Annotated in this window: 19 protein-coding genes and 1 riboswitch; of the genes, 14 read left to right on the forward strand and 5 right to left on the reverse strand. The window is 68.7% G+C overall.

The genetic code is table 11. The features are described 5' to 3' along the window. Nucleotides 1–30 precede the first annotated feature (30 nt). The 4 genes from CGU34_RS16425 to CGU34_RS16440 all read left to right on the forward strand — a co-directional run bounded on the left by CGU34_RS16425 (nucleotide 31) and on the right by CGU34_RS16440 (nucleotide 3555). A complete protein-coding gene (locus CGU34_RS16425) occupies nucleotides 31–1098 on the forward strand; it encodes an enoyl-CoA hydratase/isomerase family protein (protein WP_100814721.1) in 1068 nt (355 codons plus the stop codon). Between the two features lie 48 nt (nucleotides 1099–1146). Next, nucleotides 1147–2016 (forward strand): LssY C-terminal domain-containing protein, encoded by an 870-nt coding sequence (locus CGU34_RS16430; RefSeq protein WP_100814722.1) that lies wholly within the window; start codon nucleotides 1147–1149, stop codon nucleotides 2014–2016. After that, nucleotides 2013–2531: a hypothetical protein gene (locus CGU34_RS16435; RefSeq protein ID WP_100814723.1), complete on the forward strand. Its 519-nt coding sequence runs from the start codon at nucleotides 2013–2015 to the stop codon at nucleotides 2529–2531. Before CGU34_RS16430 ends, CGU34_RS16435 begins: the two co-directional genes overlap by 4 nt. A gap of 67 nt (nucleotides 2532–2598) precedes the next feature. Continuing rightward, nucleotides 2599–3555 (forward strand): J domain-containing protein, encoded by a 957-nt coding sequence (locus tag CGU34_RS16440; RefSeq protein ID WP_100814724.1) that lies wholly within the window; start codon nucleotides 2599–2601, stop codon nucleotides 3553–3555. A 21-nt stretch (nucleotides 3556–3576) separates the two neighbouring features. Here the strand turns inward: CGU34_RS16440 and CGU34_RS16445 are convergent, their stop codons facing one another. Beyond that, nucleotides 3577–5073 (reverse strand): D-alanyl-D-alanine carboxypeptidase, encoded by a 1497-nt coding sequence (locus CGU34_RS16445; protein ID WP_100814725.1) that lies wholly within the window; start codon nucleotides 5071–5073, stop codon nucleotides 3577–3579. Between the two features lie 31 nt (nucleotides 5074–5104). Further along, nucleotides 5105–5213: riboswitch (TPP riboswitch) on the forward strand. Here CGU34_RS16445 and CGU34_RS16450 point away from each other — a divergent pair. The 7 genes from CGU34_RS16450 (at nucleotide 5206) to CGU34_RS16480 (ending at nucleotide 11452) form a co-directional block, all read left to right on the forward strand. Further along, complete coding sequence (locus CGU34_RS16450) at nucleotides 5206–5847, forward strand: ECF transporter S component (protein ID WP_036297976.1); 642 nt, start codon at nucleotides 5206–5208, stop codon at nucleotides 5845–5847. (Overlaps the previous riboswitch by 8 nt.) Before the next feature lies 1 nt (nucleotide 5848). Continuing rightward, complete coding sequence (locus CGU34_RS16455; protein ID WP_232711720.1) at nucleotides 5849–7369, forward strand: ABC transporter ATP-binding protein; 1521 nt, start codon at nucleotides 5849–5851, stop codon at nucleotides 7367–7369. Continuing rightward, nucleotides 7366–8175, forward strand: a complete 810-nt coding sequence (locus tag CGU34_RS16460; RefSeq protein WP_100814726.1) for an energy-coupling factor transporter transmembrane component T family protein — start codon at nucleotides 7366–7368, stop codon at nucleotides 8173–8175. Before CGU34_RS16455 ends, CGU34_RS16460 begins: the two co-directional genes overlap by 4 nt. A gap of 181 nt (nucleotides 8176–8356) precedes the next feature. Then, nucleotides 8357–9133: an SDR family NAD(P)-dependent oxidoreductase gene (locus CGU34_RS16465; RefSeq protein WP_100814727.1), complete on the forward strand. Its 777-nt coding sequence runs from the start codon at nucleotides 8357–8359 to the stop codon at nucleotides 9131–9133. A 135-nt stretch (nucleotides 9134–9268) separates the two neighbouring features. Then, a complete protein-coding gene (locus CGU34_RS16470) occupies nucleotides 9269–10078 on the forward strand; it encodes an enoyl-CoA hydratase/isomerase family protein (RefSeq protein ID WP_100814728.1) in 810 nt (269 codons plus the stop codon). Beyond that, on the forward strand, nucleotides 10075–10914 hold the full coding sequence (locus CGU34_RS16475; protein ID WP_100814729.1) for an SDR family oxidoreductase: 840 nt from the start codon (nucleotides 10075–10077) through the stop codon (nucleotides 10912–10914). Before CGU34_RS16470 ends, CGU34_RS16475 begins: the two co-directional genes overlap by 4 nt. Before the next feature lie 46 nt (nucleotides 10915–10960). Next, complete coding sequence (locus CGU34_RS16480; RefSeq protein WP_100814730.1) at nucleotides 10961–11452, forward strand: NUDIX domain-containing protein; 492 nt, start codon at nucleotides 10961–10963, stop codon at nucleotides 11450–11452. A gap of 6 nt (nucleotides 11453–11458) precedes the next feature. On the opposite strand, the gene CGU34_RS16485 is transcribed toward CGU34_RS16480, so the two are convergent. Further along, on the reverse strand, nucleotides 11459–11968 hold the full coding sequence (locus CGU34_RS16485; RefSeq protein ID WP_100814731.1) for a GNAT family N-acetyltransferase: 510 nt from the start codon (nucleotides 11966–11968) through the stop codon (nucleotides 11459–11461). Here CGU34_RS16485 and rlmN point away from each other — a divergent pair. Next, nucleotides 11967–13223, forward strand: a complete 1257-nt coding sequence (rlmN, locus tag CGU34_RS16490; protein ID WP_100814732.1) for a 23S rRNA (adenine(2503)-C(2))-methyltransferase RlmN — start codon at nucleotides 11967–11969, stop codon at nucleotides 13221–13223. The genes CGU34_RS16485 and rlmN overlap by 2 nt on opposite strands. A gap of 168 nt (nucleotides 13224–13391) precedes the next feature. Beyond that, entirely contained in the window at nucleotides 13392–14411 is a 1020-nt protein-coding gene (locus CGU34_RS16495; protein ID WP_100814733.1) for an Abi family protein, read from the forward strand. Nucleotides 14412–14436: 25 nt separating this feature from the next. Here the strand turns inward: CGU34_RS16495 and CGU34_RS16500 are convergent, their stop codons facing one another. Continuing rightward, nucleotides 14437–15159, reverse strand: a complete 723-nt coding sequence (locus CGU34_RS16500; protein WP_036300640.1) for an aminoglycoside 3'-phosphotransferase — start codon at nucleotides 15157–15159, stop codon at nucleotides 14437–14439. A 40-nt stretch (nucleotides 15160–15199) separates the two neighbouring features. On the opposite strand from CGU34_RS16500, the gene CGU34_RS16505 reads away from it, so the two are divergent. After that, nucleotides 15200–16213, forward strand: coding sequence for an aldo/keto reductase family protein (locus CGU34_RS16505; RefSeq protein ID WP_036300643.1), 1014 nt, complete (start codon nucleotides 15200–15202; stop codon nucleotides 16211–16213). A gap of 271 nt (nucleotides 16214–16484) precedes the next feature. Here CGU34_RS16505 and CGU34_RS16510 read toward each other — a convergent pair whose 3' ends face one another. Together CGU34_RS16510 and ppsA are read right to left on the reverse strand one after the other, a co-directional pair. Further along, entirely contained in the window at nucleotides 16485–17018 is a 534-nt protein-coding gene (locus CGU34_RS16510; RefSeq protein ID WP_036300645.1) for a ribonuclease H family protein, read from the reverse strand. 36 nt (nucleotides 17019–17054) lie between these two features. After that, complete coding sequence (gene ppsA, locus CGU34_RS16515; RefSeq protein WP_036300649.1) at nucleotides 17055–19433, reverse strand: phosphoenolpyruvate synthase; 2379 nt, start codon at nucleotides 19431–19433, stop codon at nucleotides 17055–17057. Nucleotides 19434–19460: the final 27 nt, after the last annotated feature.

Here is a 19460-nt window from a genome sequence, read left to right on the forward strand (position 1 = left end):
ACGCAGGGGAACCGGCGGTACGGTCGGGACATGAGAACGCAGCCCCTCGAGTCCTCGCGCGTCTCGGCTCGCTTCACCCGGGGTGTCGGGCGGCTCGTGCTGGAGCGGCCCGAAGCGCTCAATGCGCTCGACCTGGGGATGGTACGCGGCCTGCGCGAAGCGCTCGAGGCGTGGCGTGACGAACACGACGTCGAACGCATCCTGCTCGAGGGCGCGGGTGATCGGGGGCTGTGCGCCGGCGGCGACGTGCGGGGGCTGGCCGAGAGCATCATGTCCGGCAATGCCGAGGGCGCCGGCACATTCTTTCGCGAGGAATACGCGCTGAACGCCGCCATCGCCGAGTACCCGAAGCCGATTGTGGCGCTCGCGGATGGCGTCACGATGGGCGGCGGCATCGGCCTCGCCGGTCACGCCGCCGTGCGGATCGTGACCGAGCGCTCGGCGCTCGCGATGCCCGAGACGCGGATCGGATTCACGCCGGATGTCGGGGGCACCTGGCTGCTCGCCCGTGCCCCCGGACGGCTGGGGGAGTATCTCGCCCTGACGGGCGGGACGATGACGGCTGCCGACGCGATCTACGCCGGATTCGCCGACCTGCTCGTACCATCCGAGCGGTTGGACGCCGTGCGCGAAGCCCTCGAATCGCGGGCCGACCCGGGCGGTGCCACCGAGGTCGCGATGCTGTTCGACGAGTCACCCGAGCCGTCGGAGCTGGCCCGCCGTCGGCCGTGGATCGACTCGGTATTCGCGGCCCCCGACGTGGCGTCGATCGTCGCGGGCCTCCGCGAGCGGCCCGAGCCCGAGGCATCCGATACGGCCGACCTGCTCGAAACGCTGTCTCCGACCGCGCTGACCGTGACGCTGGCCTCCGTTCACGCGGCCCGCACCGACCCGAACCTGCGCACCACCCTCGAGCGCGAGTACGGGCTGGCCATGTGGTTCGCCCACACCCAACCGGACCTGCCGGAGGGTGTTCGCGCGCGTCTGATCGACAAAGACGGTGCGCCGCGCTGGCGACCGGAGTCGCTGGCCGAGCTGCCGGACGACCTCGCCGAGCAGGCGTTTGCGTTCCGCCCGAACGTGCCGCTCTGGGGCTGAGGGTGCCTGAGGGCTGACGCTCGGGCGCGGTATCCCTAGAGTGACCCTATGGAACGGTCGGAACCCCCGCACCGCAGACGCCGCTACTCGGTGGGTGTGGCGCTGGACTGGTTCTTCTTCGTCTTCGCGGGGCTGGCGGCCATCTGGCTCGCCTACCTCGGGTTCACGGAGACATTCCGCGTCGGATGGTGGGGCATCCCGTTCGCGATCGTGTTCTGGGTCGTGCTCGCCTATCTCGTACTGCCGCGGCTGCATCGCATCCTCACGACGATCTACGTTCCCGACTATTTCATCGGCCGCACGCGTACGAGCGACGGGTTGCTGGGCGATCCGGTCAACCTGGCCTTCCGCGGCACGGCGGAAGAGATCGAGGCTGCGCTCCAGGCCGCGGGATGGCGACGCGCCGACCCGGTGACCCTCGCGTCGTCGTGGCGGATCATCACGTCCACGCTCACCAAACGGAGCTACGACGAGGCACCCGTGAGCCCCCTGTTCCTGTTCAGCCGGCAGCAGGATTTCGCCTACCAGCAGGAGGTCGACGGCAGCCCCACGCAGCGCCACCACGTCCGGTTCTGGAAATGCCCGGACGGATGGCTGCTGCCGGGCGGCAGGCGGGTCGAGTGGCTCGCCGCGGGTACCTTCGACACGGCCGTGGGGCTCTCGCTGTTCACGCTGCAGGTCACGCACCGCATCGACGCCGACACCGACATCGAGCGCGACCACATCATCCAGACGCTCGTCGCGGCCGAGCCCACGATCCGGATGGACGTGATCAAGGACTTCTCGAGCGGCTATCACGCACGAAACGGCGGTGGCGACACCATCCGTACCGACGGTGATCTGCCGATCGTGGATGTCTCGGGCGTGCCGGTGCCGGTCGCGCAGACTCTTCTTGCTGCCGAGGGGAGTGTCCCATGACGAAGACCCCCGAGAAGCGCCCGGCATTCGAATCGCCCGGCGACCTCGTGCGCCCCGTGGGCTACGACCCGGACATGCCTCGCCCGGCGGCGATCAGTGCGGGTGCCGGCTTGGTGATGCTGCGCGTCATCGCGGGCTTTCTGTGGCTCACCGCCCTGGCCTTCAACTGGGGCGACGTCGCGCACAGCATCGAGGTCGAGCTGGGCGATGACGTGGAGCTGCCGGAGGATCTCAAGTCCATCGGGCTCGTGCTGATCCTGGCGGTCGGCGGGATCGCCACGCTGCTCGAGGGCGTTCTGGCGGTGCTGATCTACCGGGGACACAACTGGGCGCGCGTGCTCGTCATGCTGTACGCCGTCGTGTCGATCTCGGCGGCGTTCACGACGTGGTGGGTCGGTGGCCAAGACATCCGGATCGAAACAACTCTGGTGACACTGAGCCTCGACATCCTCGTGCTGCTCGCGCTCTCGAGCAGGCAGGCCGCGGCGTATTCACGGCGTCGTCAGCGACGCTGAGCGGCCCCTCCCAGCCAGCGGGCATTAGCCTGGAGTCCGCCCACGTGGCGGCGGAGGAGGCAGTGCGGTGTTCGACAGTCCCCTCTCTACCTCTGCCTACGGTGTGCTCGGCGTCGAACCGGATGTCGACGACGAGCAGCTGCGCAAGGCCTATCGTCAGCGCCTTCGTGCGACGCATCCCGACACCGGAGGCGACGCGGCCTCGTTCGGGCGGGTGCAGCGCGCTTGGGAACTGATCGGCACACCGGAGGCCCGTCAGGCCTACGACCGCGGCCACGGGTTCGCGACGTTCAGCGCGGATGGCGATGCCGATGCAGGCGCCGGCGCGGATCCGTCCGGTTGGCGTCCGGCGCGCCCGAGCGCCGACACCCGACCCCGCGCGCGGGCACACGGTCACCCGGGCGGCTGGCGGCGCGAGCGCTACCTCACGCTGATGCGCGAGTGGGTCGGCCGCGGTATCCCTCTCGAGGATCCCTATGCCCCGGCCCTGGTGCGATCGGCCCCGCACGAGATCCGCCGCCTGCTGGCGGACGCGCTCGCCGAAGAGGCGACCGCACGTATCGTTGCCGACCTCGGAATGGGCTTCACGGTCTGGCACGATGTCGCGGCTTCCGGCCGTCGGGGCGATGACCCCGACGCGAAGCTCGACCACATCGTCCTCGGCCCGAGCGGGCTCTACGGGGTGTTGTCGGAGGACTTCGGTGGACCCGTGACGCTCCGACGCGGTGAACTGCAGGGCGATGACGTCGAAGGATCACCGATCGGCGACCTGATCGCACGGATGCGTGTGGTCTCGCGCGCCGCCGGGGTGCGCTTCAGTGGCGCGATCGTCGTGCTGCCCGACGACGATCTGCCGCAGGCGATCCTGGACGCCGGCCGCGTGCGGGGGCTGCCGGTCGTGGTGTGCGGTCGGGCCGCGCTCGCGACGGTGCTGCGCCGTGGCATCCCGGGCGCGCGGGACATGGGCGGCAACCAGGTCTTCGACGTCCGCACCCGACTGCAGCAGAGCGTGCGTTTCGTCTGACTGTCGCCGCTCGCCCGCGGATCAGTCGGCGATGCCGAAGAGTTGGAGCGGATGCGTCAGACGCCACCACGGGCTCGGTCCTTCGACCTCTGCCGCGAGAAGCGCCTCGACCTGGGCCTCGCCGATCGGTCCGCTGATGGTCACGGTCCCCACGGACGCGCCGTCCGCCCAGTCGTCACCAAGGGAGAGGTCCGAGGCGGCAGAGGAGGGGGATCCGTTCCAAAGGATGACCGATCCGTCCGTGGCCGTCACGATGTCGACAGGATCGGCCCACAACGTCGATACCGTGCCGACGATGGAACCCGCGGGCAGCGCGATCGTCGGGGCGAGTTGCGCGTGGAGACCGTTCAGCAGATCGCGCGCGGCCGCGAAACGTGTCTCGCTGTCGGGTTGCCCGAGCACCGAGGCGTACGCCCGCACGGTCGTGTCGCCGATCGTGATGTCGCGCGCGGCCAAGAGGTTGTAGTCATCGAAGAGCAGACCCGTCTTGACGCCCACGATGCCCGGCTCGCCCAGGAGGGCGTTGGTGTTCTCGACCAGACCGGCGCCGGGAAGCTCCACCGAGGGCTTGGCGACGATCTCGGCGATGACGGGATTCGCGAGAGCCCGGCGGGCGAGGGCGACGAGCGCGGCCGGTGTGGCCGTGTTGCGGGGGCTGATGCCCGACGAGTCGACGACGGTGATGCCCGCCAGCCCGTGCTGGGTGAGCCACTGCATGGCCGCTCGGGCGTAGACCGCGTCTGAGGGGTAGAGGCCGTCCACGAGCTTGTCGGCATAGTTGCCGGCGGAGCCGATCAGCATGCCCTCGAGGAGCTGGTACTGCGTCAGCGTTCCACCGACGGGAACGTCGAGCGCGGACTCATCGGCGGCGAGCGTGTTCTGGTAGGCCGTGCGGTCGGCGCGCGTGAAGGTGTACTCGGGCCCCGTCTCGCCGACCGCGAGCGGGAGGGCGTCCAGAACGACGAGTGCCGTGATGACCTTCGTGATGCTCGCCATCGGAACGGCCTCGTCCGAACTCGCGGCGGTCGTGCCGAGTCCCTCCACGCCCAGAGAAGCCGACCCCGTGGCCGGCCAGCCGGGGCTCGCCGCTGGAGCCGCCGCTGTTTGCGCGGCGACCGCATCGACGCGGGGGGCGACCGCATAGAGCGGCCAGACGAGCATGGCGACCACGTAGACGAGAACCAGACCCACGACGCTGCCGAGCGGCACGAGCACACCCGGGCGGAGCGGGGAGCGACGCGGCCACCGTTCGATGAGTTCCGCATCCGGGGCGATCTCGGGCTGGGCCACGGTCGCCGTGCCGTCCTCGCGCACCCAGGCGAGCGCTCGCGTGGTCGCGGGAACCTCGGTCGCGGGTGGATCGGTGATGGCTGGCTCTGCGACGACGGTGGGTGCCGCGGTGGGTTCGACAGCGTGTTCGACAGCGGGTTCCACGGTCACGTCCGTCGCGCCTGTTTCTTGCCGACGCAACGCCCGCCGAGTGAGCACGGGCTCGTGCGGCGGGTCGTTCGAAGTCATTCGCCTACGGTACCGCGACAGCTATACTCATCCCGTCAACCACGGGAGTCCGGTGTGCCGGGCTGAGAGGAAGCGACCACGCTTCGACCGTCGAACCTGATCTGGGTCATGCCAGCGCAGGAAGGAGCACTAATGAGTACGTCCACGTCCACATCTGCCCCCGCGTCCACCGGGCGCCGCGGATTCGCCGCCATCACCTGGCGCTGGAGGGTCGTCGACATCGTCGTCGCCAGCGTCATCGGCGTCGCATGTGCCGCGATCTTTCTCGTTTGGAACATCGGATACGAGGGCCCGAGTTCGATCCTGTCGCCGCTGCTTCCCGGTCTGCAGGGTCTGCTCGCCGGTCCCTGGCTCATCGCGGGCGTGCTGGGCGCCCTGATCATCCGCAAGCCCGGTGCTGCGCTGTACACCGAGCTGCTCGCGGCCGTGATCTCGGCGCTCGTCGGTAACCAGTGGGGTCCGCTGACGATCGTGTCGGGGCTCGTGCAAGGTCTCGGCGCCGAGATCGTCTTCCTCCTCTTCGCGTACGCCGTCTGGCGCCTGCCCGTTGCGATCCTCGCGGGTGCCGGTGCGGGACTCGCCTGCGGAATCAACGACCGCATCCTCTGGTACGCGGGTGCCGACACGACCTTCACCCTCGTCTACATCGCCGCCACGACCGTCTCGGGCGCAGTGATCGCGGGTGCTGGTGCGTGGTTCATTGCGCGGGGCCTGGCGGCGACGGGTGCGCTCAGCCGTTTCGCCTCCGGACGCGAGGTCACGCGGCGCGTCTGACGTGACGGATCCTTCGATCACGCCTCGGGCGCTGATCCGACCCGCCTCGGTCGAGGCGCGGGGCTGGGGCTGGCGCTTCGCCTCGCGTCTTGACTGGGCCGTGGCGGATGCCTCGTTCCGCATCGAACCGGGCGAGCGCGTCCTGTTGCTCGGCGCATCCGGGGCGGGCAAGTCGACCCTGTTGCACGCGCTCGCCGGGGTGCTCGGGGGCGACGACGAGGGCGAGTCGCGCGGCGAGCTCACGATCGATGGTTCGCCCGCCGCTCGCGCCGGGGGTCGGGCTGGGCTCGTCCTGCAAGACCCCGACAGTCAGGCGATCCTGGCGCGGGTCGGGGACGACGTGGCGTTCGGTGCCGAGAACCTCGGCATCCCTCGTGATGAGATCTGGCGCCGGGTGCGTGAGTCGCTTGATGCGGTGGGGCTGGACGTGCCGCTCGATCGGTCGACCTCAGCCCTCTCGGGTGGGCAGAAGCAGCGCCTCGCGCTTGCGGGCGTGCTTGCGATGCGCCCGGGGCTCATTTTGCTCGACGAGCCGACCGCCAACCTCGACCCCGAGGGTGTTCGCGAGGTGCGCGACGCGGTCGAGCGTGTGGCCGAGCGGACCGGTGCGACGCTCATCGTCGTTGAGCATCGGATCGATGTGTGGTTGCCGCTGGTGGACCGGGTGATCGTGCTCGGCGAGACGGGCGGGGGCGAGACAGGCGGTGCCGAACACGATGGTGCCCATGTCGGTGTGCTCGCCGACGGCGCCCCCGCGGACGTTCTCGGTGCACTCGGGCCCCGCTTGGCCGTGGGTGGCGTCTGGGTTCCGGGCATCCCTCCGCGGCATCCCGCGCCGCCCGTGCTCGCGCCCGGTCCGGTCGTTCTCGAGGCCCGCGACCTGACGGCCGGTCGGGTCAAGGGTGTGCGGGTCGCGGGACCGGTGCGCCTCGACGTGCGTGCGGGTGAGGTCCTCGGCATCACCGGGCCGAACGGGGCCGGCAAGTCGACCGTTGCACTGACACTTGCGGGGCTCCTGCCGGGGCTCGGCGGCCGCGTCCAGGCATCCGGCGCCCTGGCGGAGGGCCCGCAGCGCGATCCCCTGAAGTGGTCGTCGCGGGCGCTGTTGACCCGGATCGGCACGGTGTTCCAGGACCCCGAGCACCAACTGCTGGCGACGACCGTGCGCGGAGAGCTCGAAATCGGACCGCGCTCCCTCGGGCTGCCGGAAGACGAGATCGCGGCTCGCGTCGATGACCTGCTCGTCCGGCTCAGGCTCGACCGGCTCGCCGAGGCGAACCCGTACACGTTGTCGGGCGGCGAGAAGCGGCGGCTCACGGTCGCTGCCACCCTCGCGACACGCCCCCGCGTGATCGTGCTCGATGAGCCGACGTTCGGTCAGGATGCCGTGACCTGGGCCGAACTCGTCGCGATCATCGCCGAGCTGAGAGACGATGGCACGGCCGTCGTCGTCGTCACGCACGACGCCGCGGTGCTCGACGCCCTGCACGCCCGACGCTTCGAGCTCGGGGCCTCGGCATGAGTGCGACCGTCGGCATCCGGAGTGGCCCGATCGCCAGCATCAATCCGGTCGCCAAGCTCGCGGCCGCCCTGCTGATCGCGGTGCCGCTCGTGCTGACGATCGATGCGGTCTCGGCGGCGACCGCGCTGACGCTCGAGCTCGTCCTGTTCGCCCTTTCGGGTCTGCGATGGCGCGAGTTCTGGGTGCGCACGCTTCCCGTCTGGATCGCCGCACCGCTGACGGCGGTCACGATCGCCCTGTACGGCGCACCATCCGGCGCCGTCCATTTTGAGTGGCTGTTCGTGAGAGTCAGCGACGGATCTCTCGAGCTGGCGCTCGCGACATTCTTCCGTGTTCTGGCGATCGCGCTGCCCGGAGTGGTGCTCTTCGTCACGGTCGACCCGACGGATCTCGCCGACGGTCTCGCGCAGCTCGTGCGCCTGCCCGCGCGGTTCGTGCTCGGGGCGCTCGCCGGGATGCGGCTGCTCGGGCTGTTGGGCGACGACTGGCGGGCGCTCGCCCTCGCGCGCCGGGCCCGCGGCGTCGCGGATGTCGGGCGGGTGCGACGCACGCTCGGGATGGCATTCGCCCTGTTCGTGCTTTCGATCCGGCGGGGGTCGAAGCTCGCGACAGCCATGGAAGCGCGAGGGTTCGGCGGGCACATCGTCGATGCGGACGGTCGGCCCGTGCCACGCACCTGGGCTCGGCCGTCGCGCTGGGGGGCCCCAGAATGGGTGCTGCTGGCGGCGGGAGCCGCGATCTCGGCCACCGCGATCTCGATCGCTGTGGCGACGGGCAGCTGGAACTTCATCCTCGGCCCCACCTGACCCCGCCCACCTGACCCCGCCCGCCTGACCTCGCGCGTCTGCCCGCCCGCTTGCGCGCGAGACTTCACCTCTGTCACGTACCGCGCCCTCATTGGTGACATAGCTGAAGTCTCGCGCGAGGGTGGGGGGACCGCGTGTCGCGTAGGCTGGAACTGGATGCCAGCGGTTCGAAGGAGAGCGCATGCAGATCGAGAGAGCCGGAGCCCTCGTCACGGGCGGGGCGAGCGGATTGGGACTTGCCACCGCGCGACGCCTCGCCGCGGGCGGTGCCCTCGTCACGATCCTGGATCTGCCGACATCGCGCGGCGCCGAGATCGCCGCTGAACTCGGCGGGGTGTTCGCGCCGGCCGATGTGACGAGCGTGCCCGAGGTTCGCGCGGCTGTGGCCGAGGCATCCGCTCTCGCTCCTCTGCGCGTCGTCGTCGCATGCGCGGGCATCGCGACCCCCGGCAAGGTGCTGGATCGCGAGGGCAGCCCAACGCCGCTCGAGGACTTCGAACGCGTCGTGCGGATCAACCTGGTGGGCACCTACAACGTCATCTCCCAGGCCGCGGCGGCGATGGTCGCCAACGAACCGACCGAGACGGACTCGGATGCCTCGGGTGAGCGTGGCGTGATCGTCACCACCGCGAGCGTGGCCGCGTTCGATGGGCAGATCGGCCAGCCGGCTTACGCGGCCAGCAAGGGCGGTGTGCACGCGATGACGCTGCCGATCGCGCGCGAGCTGGCCCGCTACGGCATCCGCGTCGTGACGATCGCCCCCGGCATTATGGAGACGCCGCTCCTGCAGGCCCTGCCCCAGGCCGCGCAGGATTCTCTCGGCGGTCAGGTGCCGTTCCCGGCTCGGCTGGGTAGGCCCGAAGAGTTCGCGGCACTCGTCGCGCACATCGCCGAAAACGGGTACTTGAACGGCGAGACCATCCGCCTCGACGGCGCGATCCGGATGGCACCCAAGTGAGTCTTGCCGCGCGTGCGTCCACAATTCAGTCCCGCCGCATGAGGCTCGAGCTCTCGTGCCCCGCTTTCCGGGGTTCCGCCCGGTGCCCCGCTCGAATTGAATGAATTGCGAACACCTCGGCAAGGAGACCCGCGCATGAGCGACTCGATCGTCTACACCCGCGACGGTGCGCTTGCGCGCTTGACCTTCAACCGTCCCGCGTCTCTCAACGCGATGGGGTTCGAGATGGGAACTCGCTGGCGCGATCTCGCGCGTGAGATCGCCGCCGACGCCACGGTTGGTGCCGTGATTCTGGATGCCGCGGGCCCGGCTTTCTGCGCCGGGGGTGACGTCGTAGAGATGGCGACCTCGGGCGCCAGCGGCGCCGACGTGACCGCGGCCGCGCACACCATCCACGAGGGCATCCGCGCGTTCGTCGAGTCGGACAAGCCCGTCGTCGCTGTCGTGCACGGCGCCGTCGCGGGCGGCGGTCTGGGCCTCATGCTGGCGGCGGATTACATCATCGCCGGCGAGCGCGCGCGCTTCGTCAGCAAGTACGCCAACATCGGCCTCACCCCCGACCTCTCCGTGTCGACCCTGCTGCCCGCCGCGATCGGCCAGACGCGCGCGCTCCGGATGCTGCTCGATGACCTCACGATCGACGCCGCGACGGCGCTCGACTGGGGGCTCGTGACCGAGGTCGCCGCCGACCCCGCCGCCCGAGGCGAAGAGATCGCCCGGTTCTGGCTCACCGGGGCAACCGCCGCCTTCGGCCAGGCCAAGCGACTCGTGCGTGCGGGTGCGCGACGGTCGTTCGCCGACAATCTCGACGACGAAGCACGCACGATCGGCGCCGCCTTCGACACCCCCGATGCGCGCGCTCGCGTGGCCGCGTTCGCCGCGGCATCCGTCCGTCCCCCCGCACACCCCGATGCTCGTCCAGCCGCCCCGAAGGAGACCCCGTGACCGAACAGAGCCTGGCCGGCAAAACCATCCTGATGTCCGGCGGCAGCCGGGGCATCGGACTCGCGATCGCGCTGCGCGCAGCAGCGGATGGCGCGAACATCGCGCTTCTCGCCAAGACCGACACCTCGCATCCGCACCTCGAGGGGACCGTGCACTCCGCCGCCGAGCGCATTCGCGAGGCCGGGGGACAGGCCCTTCCGATCGTCGGAGATGTGCGAAACGACGACGACATCACCGAGGCCGTGTTGAAGACGACGGGCGAGTTCGGCGGGATCGACATCGTCGTCAACAACGCCAGCGCGATCGACCTGTCGGGCTCGCTCGACCTCTCGCCGAAGAAGTACGACCTGATGCAAGACGTCAACGTCCGGGGCACGTTCATGCTCTCGCGTGCGGCAGTGCCCCTGCTGCGCGAGAGTGGCAACCCGCACATCCTGTCGTTGTCGCCCCCGCTCAACCCGTCGCCGCGCTGGCTCGGCGCCCACACGGGCTACACGCTGTCGAAGTTCGGGATGACGATGGTGACGCTGGGCCTCGCCGCCGAGTTCGCGCCCGACGGGATCGCGGCGAACACGCTCTGGCCGCGCACGACGATCGCGACCGCGGCGGTGCAGAACCTGCTCGGCGGAGACCGGGTCATGGCGGCGAGCCGTACGCCCGAGATCTATGCCGACGCCGCGTATCTTGTGCTCACGGCGCCGTCGCGCGAGAACACGGGCCGTTCGCTGATCGTAGAGGACGTGCTGGAAGAGAGCGGCGTCACCGACTTCTCGGGGTACGCAGCGGTGCCGGGTACACCGGATGACCGGCTGTTCCCCGACATCTTCCTCGACTGAACGACCGAGCGACCGACGATCGAGCGACTGAGGAACGGAGCCGCGCATGCCCGTCATGAGCGCCGGGATCCTGCTGTATCGGATCACGTCGGACGCCGACGGCTTCGAGGTCCTCATCGCCCACATGGGCGGGCCGTACTGGGCTCGCAAGACCGAGGGTGCGTGGTCGATTCCCAAGGGGGAGTTCGACCCCGATGTCGAGTCGGCGCTCGATGCAGCCCGCCGCGAGTTCGTGGAAGAGCTCGGCGTGGATGCGCCCGACGTCGCATATTCCGAACTCGGCACGTTCCCCTACGCCTCGGGTAAGCGCGTCGTCGTCTTCGTCGGGGACGGCTTGGGCTTCGCCCCTGCGACCTTCACCTACGGCACTTTCGAGCTCGAGTGGCCGCCGCGGTCGGGCCGCACCGTCGAGTTTCCCGAGGTCGACGATGTGCGGTGGACGAATGCGGATGCCGCCGCCGCCCTGCTCGTGAAGGGTCAGCGCCCGGCGCTCGAGGCGCTCGCGCGCCACCTCGGCGAGGTGTCCGGCACGGGGTGAAAAGGCTCAGCGCAGCCGCTTGCGCAGGAACACCTGCTGGATGCCGTCGTCGCCGTCGACTCGCTCGCTCTCGACGTACCCCTCGCGTTCGTAGAGGCGGAGGTTCGCCTCGCTGAGTGAACCCGTGAAAAGTTCCGCCTCGACGGCCCCCGCCGCGCTCCCCGCGGCCTCGACCGCCGCGAGCAGGCGCGAGCCGATGCCCCGACCCTGCATGTCTGGGGCGATCGCGAGTCGACCGATCAGGAACACCTCGCCGTCGCGTCGTGCGCGGACGGCACCGACCATGCGGGGGCCGAGGTGCGCCACGCATCCGTCGTTCTCGACCAACTCCGCCTCGACCTCGGCCAGCGTCTGGGTGAGGGGCGGCATGTTCGGAGTGCCGTAGATCAGCGCCTCCTGCACGAAGGCCGCGCGCTGCAGAGTGAGGACTTCGCCCGCGTCCTCGGGGCGTATCGGTCGGACCGTGACGTCTTCTTCCACCTTTTCCACGGTAGCGGTCCCGTAGCCTGGAAGCATGACTGCCCTTCCCCCCGACTCTCCCGTCCGCCCGACGGGGCCGGGTCCCGTGCGCCAGGTGCGCCCGGCGACCGAGGGGTGGCAGCAGCAGAAGGATGCCTCGGGCAAACCCCTGCTGCAGTTCGCGAGCCCCAAGCGGGGCAAACCTCCCGTGCACCTCGCCGACCTCACGCCCGAAGCCCGCGCCGAGCGCGCGAAAGAACTCGGGCTCCCGGGCTTCCGCGCCAAGCAGATCGCGGCGCACTACTTCCGGCACTACACGTCCGACCCGGCGTTGATGACGGACCTGCCCTCTGCCGGTCGCGAGGGGCTCGTCGCAGGCTTCCTGCCGCCGCTGTTGACCGAGGTGCGACGCCTGCAGACCGACGGTGGCGACACGATCAAGTTCCTGTGGAAGCTGCACGACGGCGCCCTGGTCGAGTCGGTGCTCATGCGCTACCCGGGCCGCATCACCCTGTGCGTCTCGTCGCAGGCGGGATGCGGGATGAACTGCCCCTTCTGCGCGACGGGTCAGGCGGGGCTGACGCGCAACATGTCGGCGGCCGAGATCGTCGAGCAGATCGTCCGCGCCAATGCGCTGATCGCGGCGGGTGAGCTCGGCGGGAAACGCTCCGACGATCACAGCATGGAGCGGGTCAGCAACATCGTCTTCATGGGGATGGGCGAGCCGCTCGCCAACTATGCACGGGTCATGCAGGCCGTTCGCGTGATGGTCGCGCAGCAGCCCGAGGGGCTGGGCATGAGTGCCCGCGGCATCACGGTCTCGACGGTTGGGCTTGTCCCGGCGATCCTGAAGCTCGCCGAGGAAGACATCCCCGTGACGTTCGCCCTGTCGCTGCACGCGCCCGACGATGTGCTGCGCAACGAGTTGATCCCGGTCAACTCGCGATGGAAGGTCGACGAGGCCCTCGACGCCGCGCGCAATTACTTCGAGAAGACCGGTCGCCGTGTGTCGATCGAGTACGCCCTGATCAAGGACATGAACGACCACGCGTGGCGCGCCGATCTGCTCGCCGACAAGCTCAACGCCCGCGGGCGCGGCTGGGTGCACGTCAACCCGATTCCGTTGAACCCGACGCCGGGGTCGATCTGGACCGCGTCCGAGAAGTCGGTTCAGAACGAGTTCGTCCGCCGGCTGAACGATGCGGGCATCCCGACGACGCTGCGCGACACCCGCGGCAAAGAGATCGACGGGGCCTGCGGTCAGCTCGTCGCGACCGTCGAAGACGAGGCCGCGGCGGCCGCTACTCCGTAGGCTGCCGCCCTTCATCTAGCCTTCGTAGCGAGGTTGAGCTTTGTGCGGTTGTCGGTCGCTTTCCAGCTCCCTGTCGACGCGCTGTGCTACGTTTGCAACATCAGACATCGCCCCCCTCTGAGCTTCGGCTCAAGGGGGCGATTTTCATTGTGCGGTATAGGTTGAGTTGTGGAGTACACCAAAGATTTCAAGGAACGCGACGAGCTGCTGAACCAGCTCGTCGAGCGTGGACTCGAGGTTCCGGACCCACAAGCGGCACTGCAGTTCCTGACTCGCGTCGGTTATTTCCTCTCTGGAGCGTACCGATACGTTCTGCGCGAGCTCCTGCCTCCTGAGCAGATCAATCCGAAGCTTCGGCAATTCCGGTCCGACCGGTACGTGGTCGGAGCCAGTTTCGGTCACGTCGTTCAGCTCGAGGCTTTCGACTTCAAACTCGCGCGCGTCTGCCTCGAGGGACTGCTGGATTTCGAAGTACGCGTCCGCGCGGCGATCGCCCATACGCTGGCGGCGCGCGACATCTCGGCACACACCCGCGTCGACTGCCTCGACGAGAGAATGTGCAGTCGGCCCGCGAAAAATGGTACGAAGTTCGAAGCCTGGATGAAGACGTGCGACGACGCCATCACAGCCGCGGCGGAAGACGAAGACTTCATCGCGCATCACTTGCTCAAGTATCCGGAGCAGCCGGTACCGATCTGGGCGCTCACGGAAGCTCTGAGCTTCGGGAAGCTGCCATTCCTCTTCGAGCTGATGAAGACTGAGGATGCCCGAGAGGTTGCCCGGTCCTTCGGGTTCGAGCACCCGCGCCCTTTCGGGGCGGTGCTGCGCATGATGGTGGATCTCCGCAACACCTGTGCACATGGCTCCAGATTGTTCAATCGGGCCTTCAAACGGTCTTTGTCGCTGAGGGTCCACGAGACGAAGGGTGATCTGCTCGATCACGTTGTGGGCGAAGACTTCACAACCTCGCCTAAGCCGCAGCAACGTGTCTACATCTACGCAGCGGTGCTTGCCTTCATGCTTCGCTCTCATACAGCCGGCACGAACTGGCGCATGACGTTCAAGACGCAGGCGAAGAAGCTGGATATCACGCTTCACGCTCCGGACGGCATGCTCCTCGTTTCGCGAGAGAGGAACATGGGGTTCCCGGCCGGATGGGAGCAATTGGAACTCTGGGGCAGCTCGTAGGACTGCCACGCGTAGTTACTCTCGCTCACGTCGCGTTCCACAGATCGCGGTAGAAGTCCATGCGGGCCGCGTCGGGTTTGATTCCGTAACCCTCGAGCACGGCCCACTCCCACCCCGGACCGAAGTTCCACTCCGTCGACATTGCCGCGACCGCGATGTCCGCCCAGCGGTCGCCGACGCCGAGGCGTCCGAGGTCGACGTGCGCGGTCGGGTCCCCCGTGTCCGCGAGCAGGGTGTTGGGAACGCATGCGTCGCCGTGGCATACGACCAGACGGTCGACCGCGGGGGCCTGTTCGAATCCCGGATCAAGCCGGATGCCTCGGCCCGCGGCATCCGCTCTCCGCTGTTCTACGTCCCAGCGCCACGGGCACTCCGCGACGGGGAGGCTGTCGTGGAGCATCCGGAGCCCGGCGCCGACCGCATGTGCCGCGATCGCCGGGCGAGCGATCCACCCGGGCGCCACCGCGCTCTGAGCCGCGATCGTGCGAGTGACAAGCCATTCGAAGTCCTCATCGATACCGTGCGCCACGACCTCAGGGACGCGGATGAAACGCCCGGCCCATGTGAGGCGCTCGGCCTCGTCTGCCATCGACTCTTCGGCGTTCAGGGGTCCGAATTTGATGTGCACATCGCCCGCGCGATACGTCGTTCCGCCGCGCTCGTTGAGCCATACGGCTCGCCCCTCGGCATCGCCCGCGAGGTGTCGCACCCGCGCGGGAACCAGGCCGGTCTCGTGGGGGATGGACATGTCCGCCTCGGGGTGTCGTGTGCGGGGCTAGCGTAGACGAATGGTCAATTATCGCTACCTCGGCAACTCCGGCTTCAAGGTCTCGGAAATCACGTACGGAAACTGGGTGACGCACGCGTCCCAGGTCGAGAACGCCGCCGCCATCGCCACGGTTCACAAAGCACTGGATCTCGGCATCACGACGTTCGACACGGCGGATGCGTACGCCAACACGGCTGCGGAAGAGGTGCTCGGTGAGGCGCTTAAGGGGCAGCGCCGCGCGTCGCTCGAGATCTTCACGAAGGTTTACTGGCCGACCGGCCCCATGGGCCCGAACGACTCGGGACTCAGCCGCAAGCACATCATGGACTCGATCGACGGGTCGCTCGACCGCCTCGGTGTCGACTACGTCGATCTGTACCAGGCGCACCGCTTCGACTACGAGACGCCGCTCGAAGAGACGATGCAGGCCTTCGCTGACATCGTGCGTCAGGGCAAGGCGCTCTACATCGGCGTTTCGGAGTGGACGGCGGACCAGCTGCGCGCGGGTCATGCCCTCGCGAAGGAGCTGAAGTTCCAGCTCGTCTCGAACCAGCCGCAGTACTCGGCGCTCTGGCGCGTTATCGAGGCCGACGTCATCCCGACATCGGAAGAGCTCGGGATGTCTCAGATCGTCTGGTCGCCAATGGCCCAAGGCGTGCTGAGCGGCAAGTATCTGCCGGGTCAGGACGTGCCCGCGGGTTCGCGCGCAACGGACGAGAAGAGCGGCGCGGGCTTCATCAAGCGGTTCCTCGACGACGACGTGCTGACCGCTGTACAGAAGCTCAAGCCGGTGGCCGAGCAGGCCGGGCTCACGATGCCGCAGCTCGCGATCGCCTGGGTTCTGCAGAACCCGAACGTTGCGGCGGCGCTCGTGGGGGCCTCGCGCCCCGAGCAGCTCGAGGACTCGGTCAAGGCGTCCGGAGTCGTCCTCGATGCCGACACGATGGCCGCGATCGACGCAGCCCTCGCCCCGGTGGCAGAGATGGACCCGGCCAAGACCCTTGAGGTCTCGCCGACGTCGCGCCCGAGCTAGCGAATTCGCTCAACGACCGGGCGATGGCGGCCTTGGTCGTTGAGCGAGCGTAGCGAGTCGAAACGCGGGTGGCGCGGGTTGTCGTTTCGTCTCGGTCGTTGGCCTCGCTCAACGACCGGGGCAGCCTGAACCGCGCGTCATCCCGCCGAGTTTGCCGGTTGCTGCCGAGCCTGCCCGTTGTTTGCGGTGACTAAGCGGCGGTCTCGGCGCCAACCGGCGGACTCGCGCGTAAGTCGTGCACTCGCGGGCGAGGCGCCGCGGGAAGCGGGGGTCAGCGGCCGTTCTTCGGGGCTAGCGACACATCGAGCACCGGGTGCAGCCCGCCGAGAGACGACCACGCGCTCTCGACACCCTTCGCGGCGTGCTCGGACGACCGCACCGCGCGTTCGTCAGCCCACGCGTTGAGCACGTGACCCGAGTGTCCGCGGACGTGCTCGAGCACGACATCCGGCATCCCGGCCGCACGGCGGGCGTCGCGAGCCGCGATCAACTGCTCGAGAATCTCGACGTTCTTCGTGGGCGCGCCGGTCGAGGTCTTCCAGCCCCGGCGTTTGTGCCCGTCCATCCACTTCGTGTACGTGTCGATCGCGTACTTCGAGTCCGCCTGCACGACGAGTTCGGCCACGTTCGGGTGATCCTCGATCGCCTTCAGCAGCCCGAGCAGTTCGCCGATGTTGTTGGTGCCCTCGCGGATGGAGCCGGACGCCCAGTGCCCGTCCTCGCCAACCCATGCCCAACCCGCGGGGCCGGGGTTGCCCTTGCACGCGCCGTCGGTCGCGACGATGTAGCGAGAGTGTTCAGTCACTCGGGCAAGGCTACCGGCGCTCAGGCACTCAGATACTCAGGCCGCCGGGGTTGCCGCCGCGGCCAGTCGGATCCAGGTTTCGACAACAGTGTCCGGGTTGAGCGAGATCGACTCGATTCCCTGTTCCACGAGCCATTCGGCGAGATCCGGATGGTCCGACGGGCCCTGGCCGCAGATCCCGACGTACTTGCCCCGCGCCAGGCAAGCCGTGATCGCCATCGACAGCATCTTCCGCACCGCCGGGTCGCGTTCGTCGAAGGTCGCCGCGACGAGCGAACTGTCGCGGTCGAGCCCGAGGGTGAGCTGCGTCATGTCGTTGGAGCCGATCGAGAAGCCGTCGAAGTAGTCGAGGAACTCATCCGCGAGCAGGGCGTTCGAGGGCAGCTCGCACATCATGATGACCTTGAGGTCGTTCTCTCCACGGCGCAGACCGTTCTCGGCCAGCAGCTCGACGACCGCATGCCCCTCGCCGACGGTGCGGACGAACGGCACCATGATCTGCACGTTCGTGAAGCCCATCTCGTCGCGCACGTGCCGGAGCGCCTCGCACTCCATGTCGAAGCAGGGACGGAAGTCGGGCGAGATGTACCGCGAGGCGCCGCGGTACCCGAGCATCGGGTTCTCCTCGTGCGGCTCGTAGCGGTCGCCGCCCAGCAGGTTGGCGTATTCGTTGGACTTGAAGTCGCTCAGGCGCACGATCACCGGCTCCGGCCAGAACGCCGCGGCGATCATCGAGATGCCCTCCGCCACACGCTGCACGAAGTAGTCGCGCGGCGTCGCATACGCCGCTGTTGCGGTGCCGATCTGCTCTTTCAGATCCGCCGGAAGGGTGTCGAACTCGAGCAGGGCTCGGGGATGGATGCCGATCTGCCGGTTGATGACGAACTCCAGCCGCGCGAGCCCGACACCGTCGTTCGGCAGCCGCGAGAACGAGAAGGCCTGGTCGGGCGTGCCGACGTTCATCATGATCTTCACCGGAGCCTTCGGCATTTGATCCAGATGCGTCAGCTGCTCTTCGAAGTCGAGCAGCCCGCGGTACACGAACCCCGTGTCGCCTTCCGCGCACGAGACCGTGACTTCGTCACCGTCGACGAGCAACCGCGTCGCGTCCCCCGTGCCGACGACCGCCGGGATGCCGAGCTCGCGCGCGATGATCGCCGCGTGGCAGGTGCGCCCGCCGCGATTGGTCACGATCGCGCTCGCGCGCTTCATGATCGGCTCCCAGTCGGGGTCTGTCATGTCGGCGACCAGCACGTCGCCGGTCTGGAACTCGTTCATCTGCGCGACGTCGCGCAGCACCCGCACGGGACCGGCGCCGATCCGCTGGCCGATGGCGCGGCCGGCGACCGCGACCTCACCCGAGTCGTTCAGCACGAAGCGACGGATGACTCCGACATCCGTCCGCGACACGACCGTCTCGGGACGAGCCTGCACGATGTACAGCCCGCCGTCGATGCCGTCCTTCGCCCACTCGATATCCATCGGGCGGCCGTAGTGCTGCTCGATCACGAGGGCGTGGCGGGCGAGCTCGGTGATGTCGTCGTCGCTGAGAGAGAAGCGGATGCGGTCGGCCTGCGGCACGTCGACGAACGCCGTGCTCGCGCCGGCGTGACGGTCATCGGTGTAGCGCATCGCGATGGCTTTCTCGCCGACGGAGCGCTTGAGGATCGCCGGGCGGCCCGCCGCCAGCGCGACCTTGGACACGTAGAACTCGTCAGGATTGACCGCGCCCTGCACGACAGCCTCGCCGAGTCCGTACGAGCTCGTCACGAAGACCGCGCCGTCGAACCCGGACTCGGTGTCGACGGTGAACATGACACCCGCGGCGCCGAGGTCCGAGCGCACCATCCGCTGCACGCCGGCCGAGAGGGCGACGTCGTGGTGCTCGTATCCGTGGTGCGCGCGGTAGGCGATCGCCCGGTCGTTGTAGAGCGACGCGAAGACGGAGCGGATGGCGCCCAGCACGTTGTCGATGCCCGAGATGTTGAGGAACGTCTCTTGCTGACCCGCGAAAGATGCATCGGGCAGATCCTCGGCGGTGGCGCTCGAGCGCACCGCCCACGTGACGTCCTCGCCGGTGTCGGCCGTGAGGCGTTCGTAGGCGGAGCGGATGTCTCGCTCGAGATCTGCGGGCAGCGTCTGCTTTTCGATCCACGACCTGATCTCCGACCCCGCCGCCGCGAGCCCCGCGACGTCCTCGACATCGACGACGTCGATCCGTCGGCGGATGCGGCCCTCGAGGTCGTCCGCGGTGAGGAACGAGCGGTACGCGTCGGCGGTGGTCGCGAACCCACCCGGAACCTTGACACCGAGCGCGGACAGGTGCGAGACCATCTCGCCGAGCGACGCGTTCTTGCCGCCGACTCGGGCGACGTCGGCCATGCCGACCTGATCGAACCAGAGGATGTTCGTCATGGGAGAACCTTTCGAAGGGGGTGAGCG

The organism is Microbacterium lacus (assembly GCF_002812805.1).
GTDB classification, from domain to species: domain Bacteria; phylum Actinomycetota; class Actinomycetes; order Actinomycetales; family Microbacteriaceae; genus Microbacterium; species Microbacterium lacus_A.

Excerpts from the sequence above, each read along its gene's own strand:
- CGU34_RS16425 (WP_100814721.1), top strand. The coding sequence starts at position 31 with ATGAGAACGCAGCCCCTCGAGTCCTCGCGCGTCTCGGCTCGCTTCACC.
- CGU34_RS16430 (WP_100814722.1), top strand. The coding sequence starts at position 1,147 with ATGGAACGGTCGGAACCCCCGCACCGCAGACGCCGCTACTCGGTGGGT.
- CGU34_RS16435 (WP_100814723.1), top strand. The coding sequence starts at position 2,013 with ATGACGAAGACCCCCGAGAAGCGCCCGGCATTCGAATCGCCCGGCGAC.
- CGU34_RS16445 (WP_100814725.1), bottom strand. The coding sequence starts at position 5,073 with ATGACTTCGAACGACCCGCCGCACGAGCCCGTGCTCACTCGGCGGGCG.
- CGU34_RS16450 (WP_036297976.1), top strand. The coding sequence starts at position 5,206 with ATGAGTACGTCCACGTCCACATCTGCCCCCGCGTCCACCGGGCGCCGC.
- CGU34_RS16460 (WP_100814726.1), top strand. The coding sequence starts at position 7,366 with ATGAGTGCGACCGTCGGCATCCGGAGTGGCCCGATCGCCAGCATCAAT.
- CGU34_RS16465 (WP_100814727.1), top strand. The coding sequence starts at position 8,357 with ATGCAGATCGAGAGAGCCGGAGCCCTCGTCACGGGCGGGGCGAGCGGA.
- CGU34_RS16470 (WP_100814728.1), top strand. The coding sequence starts at position 9,269 with ATGAGCGACTCGATCGTCTACACCCGCGACGGTGCGCTTGCGCGCTTG.
- CGU34_RS16480 (WP_100814730.1), top strand. The coding sequence starts at position 10,961 with ATGCCCGTCATGAGCGCCGGGATCCTGCTGTATCGGATCACGTCGGAC.
- rlmN (WP_100814732.1), top strand. The coding sequence starts at position 11,967 with ATGACTGCCCTTCCCCCCGACTCTCCCGTCCGCCCGACGGGGCCGGGT.
- CGU34_RS16485 (WP_100814731.1), bottom strand. The coding sequence starts at position 11,968 with ATGCTTCCAGGCTACGGGACCGCTACCGTGGAAAAGGTGGAAGAAGAC.
- CGU34_RS16500 (WP_036300640.1), bottom strand. The coding sequence starts at position 15,159 with ATGTCCATCCCCCACGAGACCGGCCTGGTTCCCGCGCGGGTGCGACAC.
- CGU34_RS16505 (WP_036300643.1), top strand. The coding sequence starts at position 15,200 with ATGGTCAATTATCGCTACCTCGGCAACTCCGGCTTCAAGGTCTCGGAA.
- ppsA (WP_036300649.1), bottom strand. The coding sequence starts at position 19,433 with ATGACGAACATCCTCTGGTTCGATCAGGTCGGCATGGCCGACGTCGCC.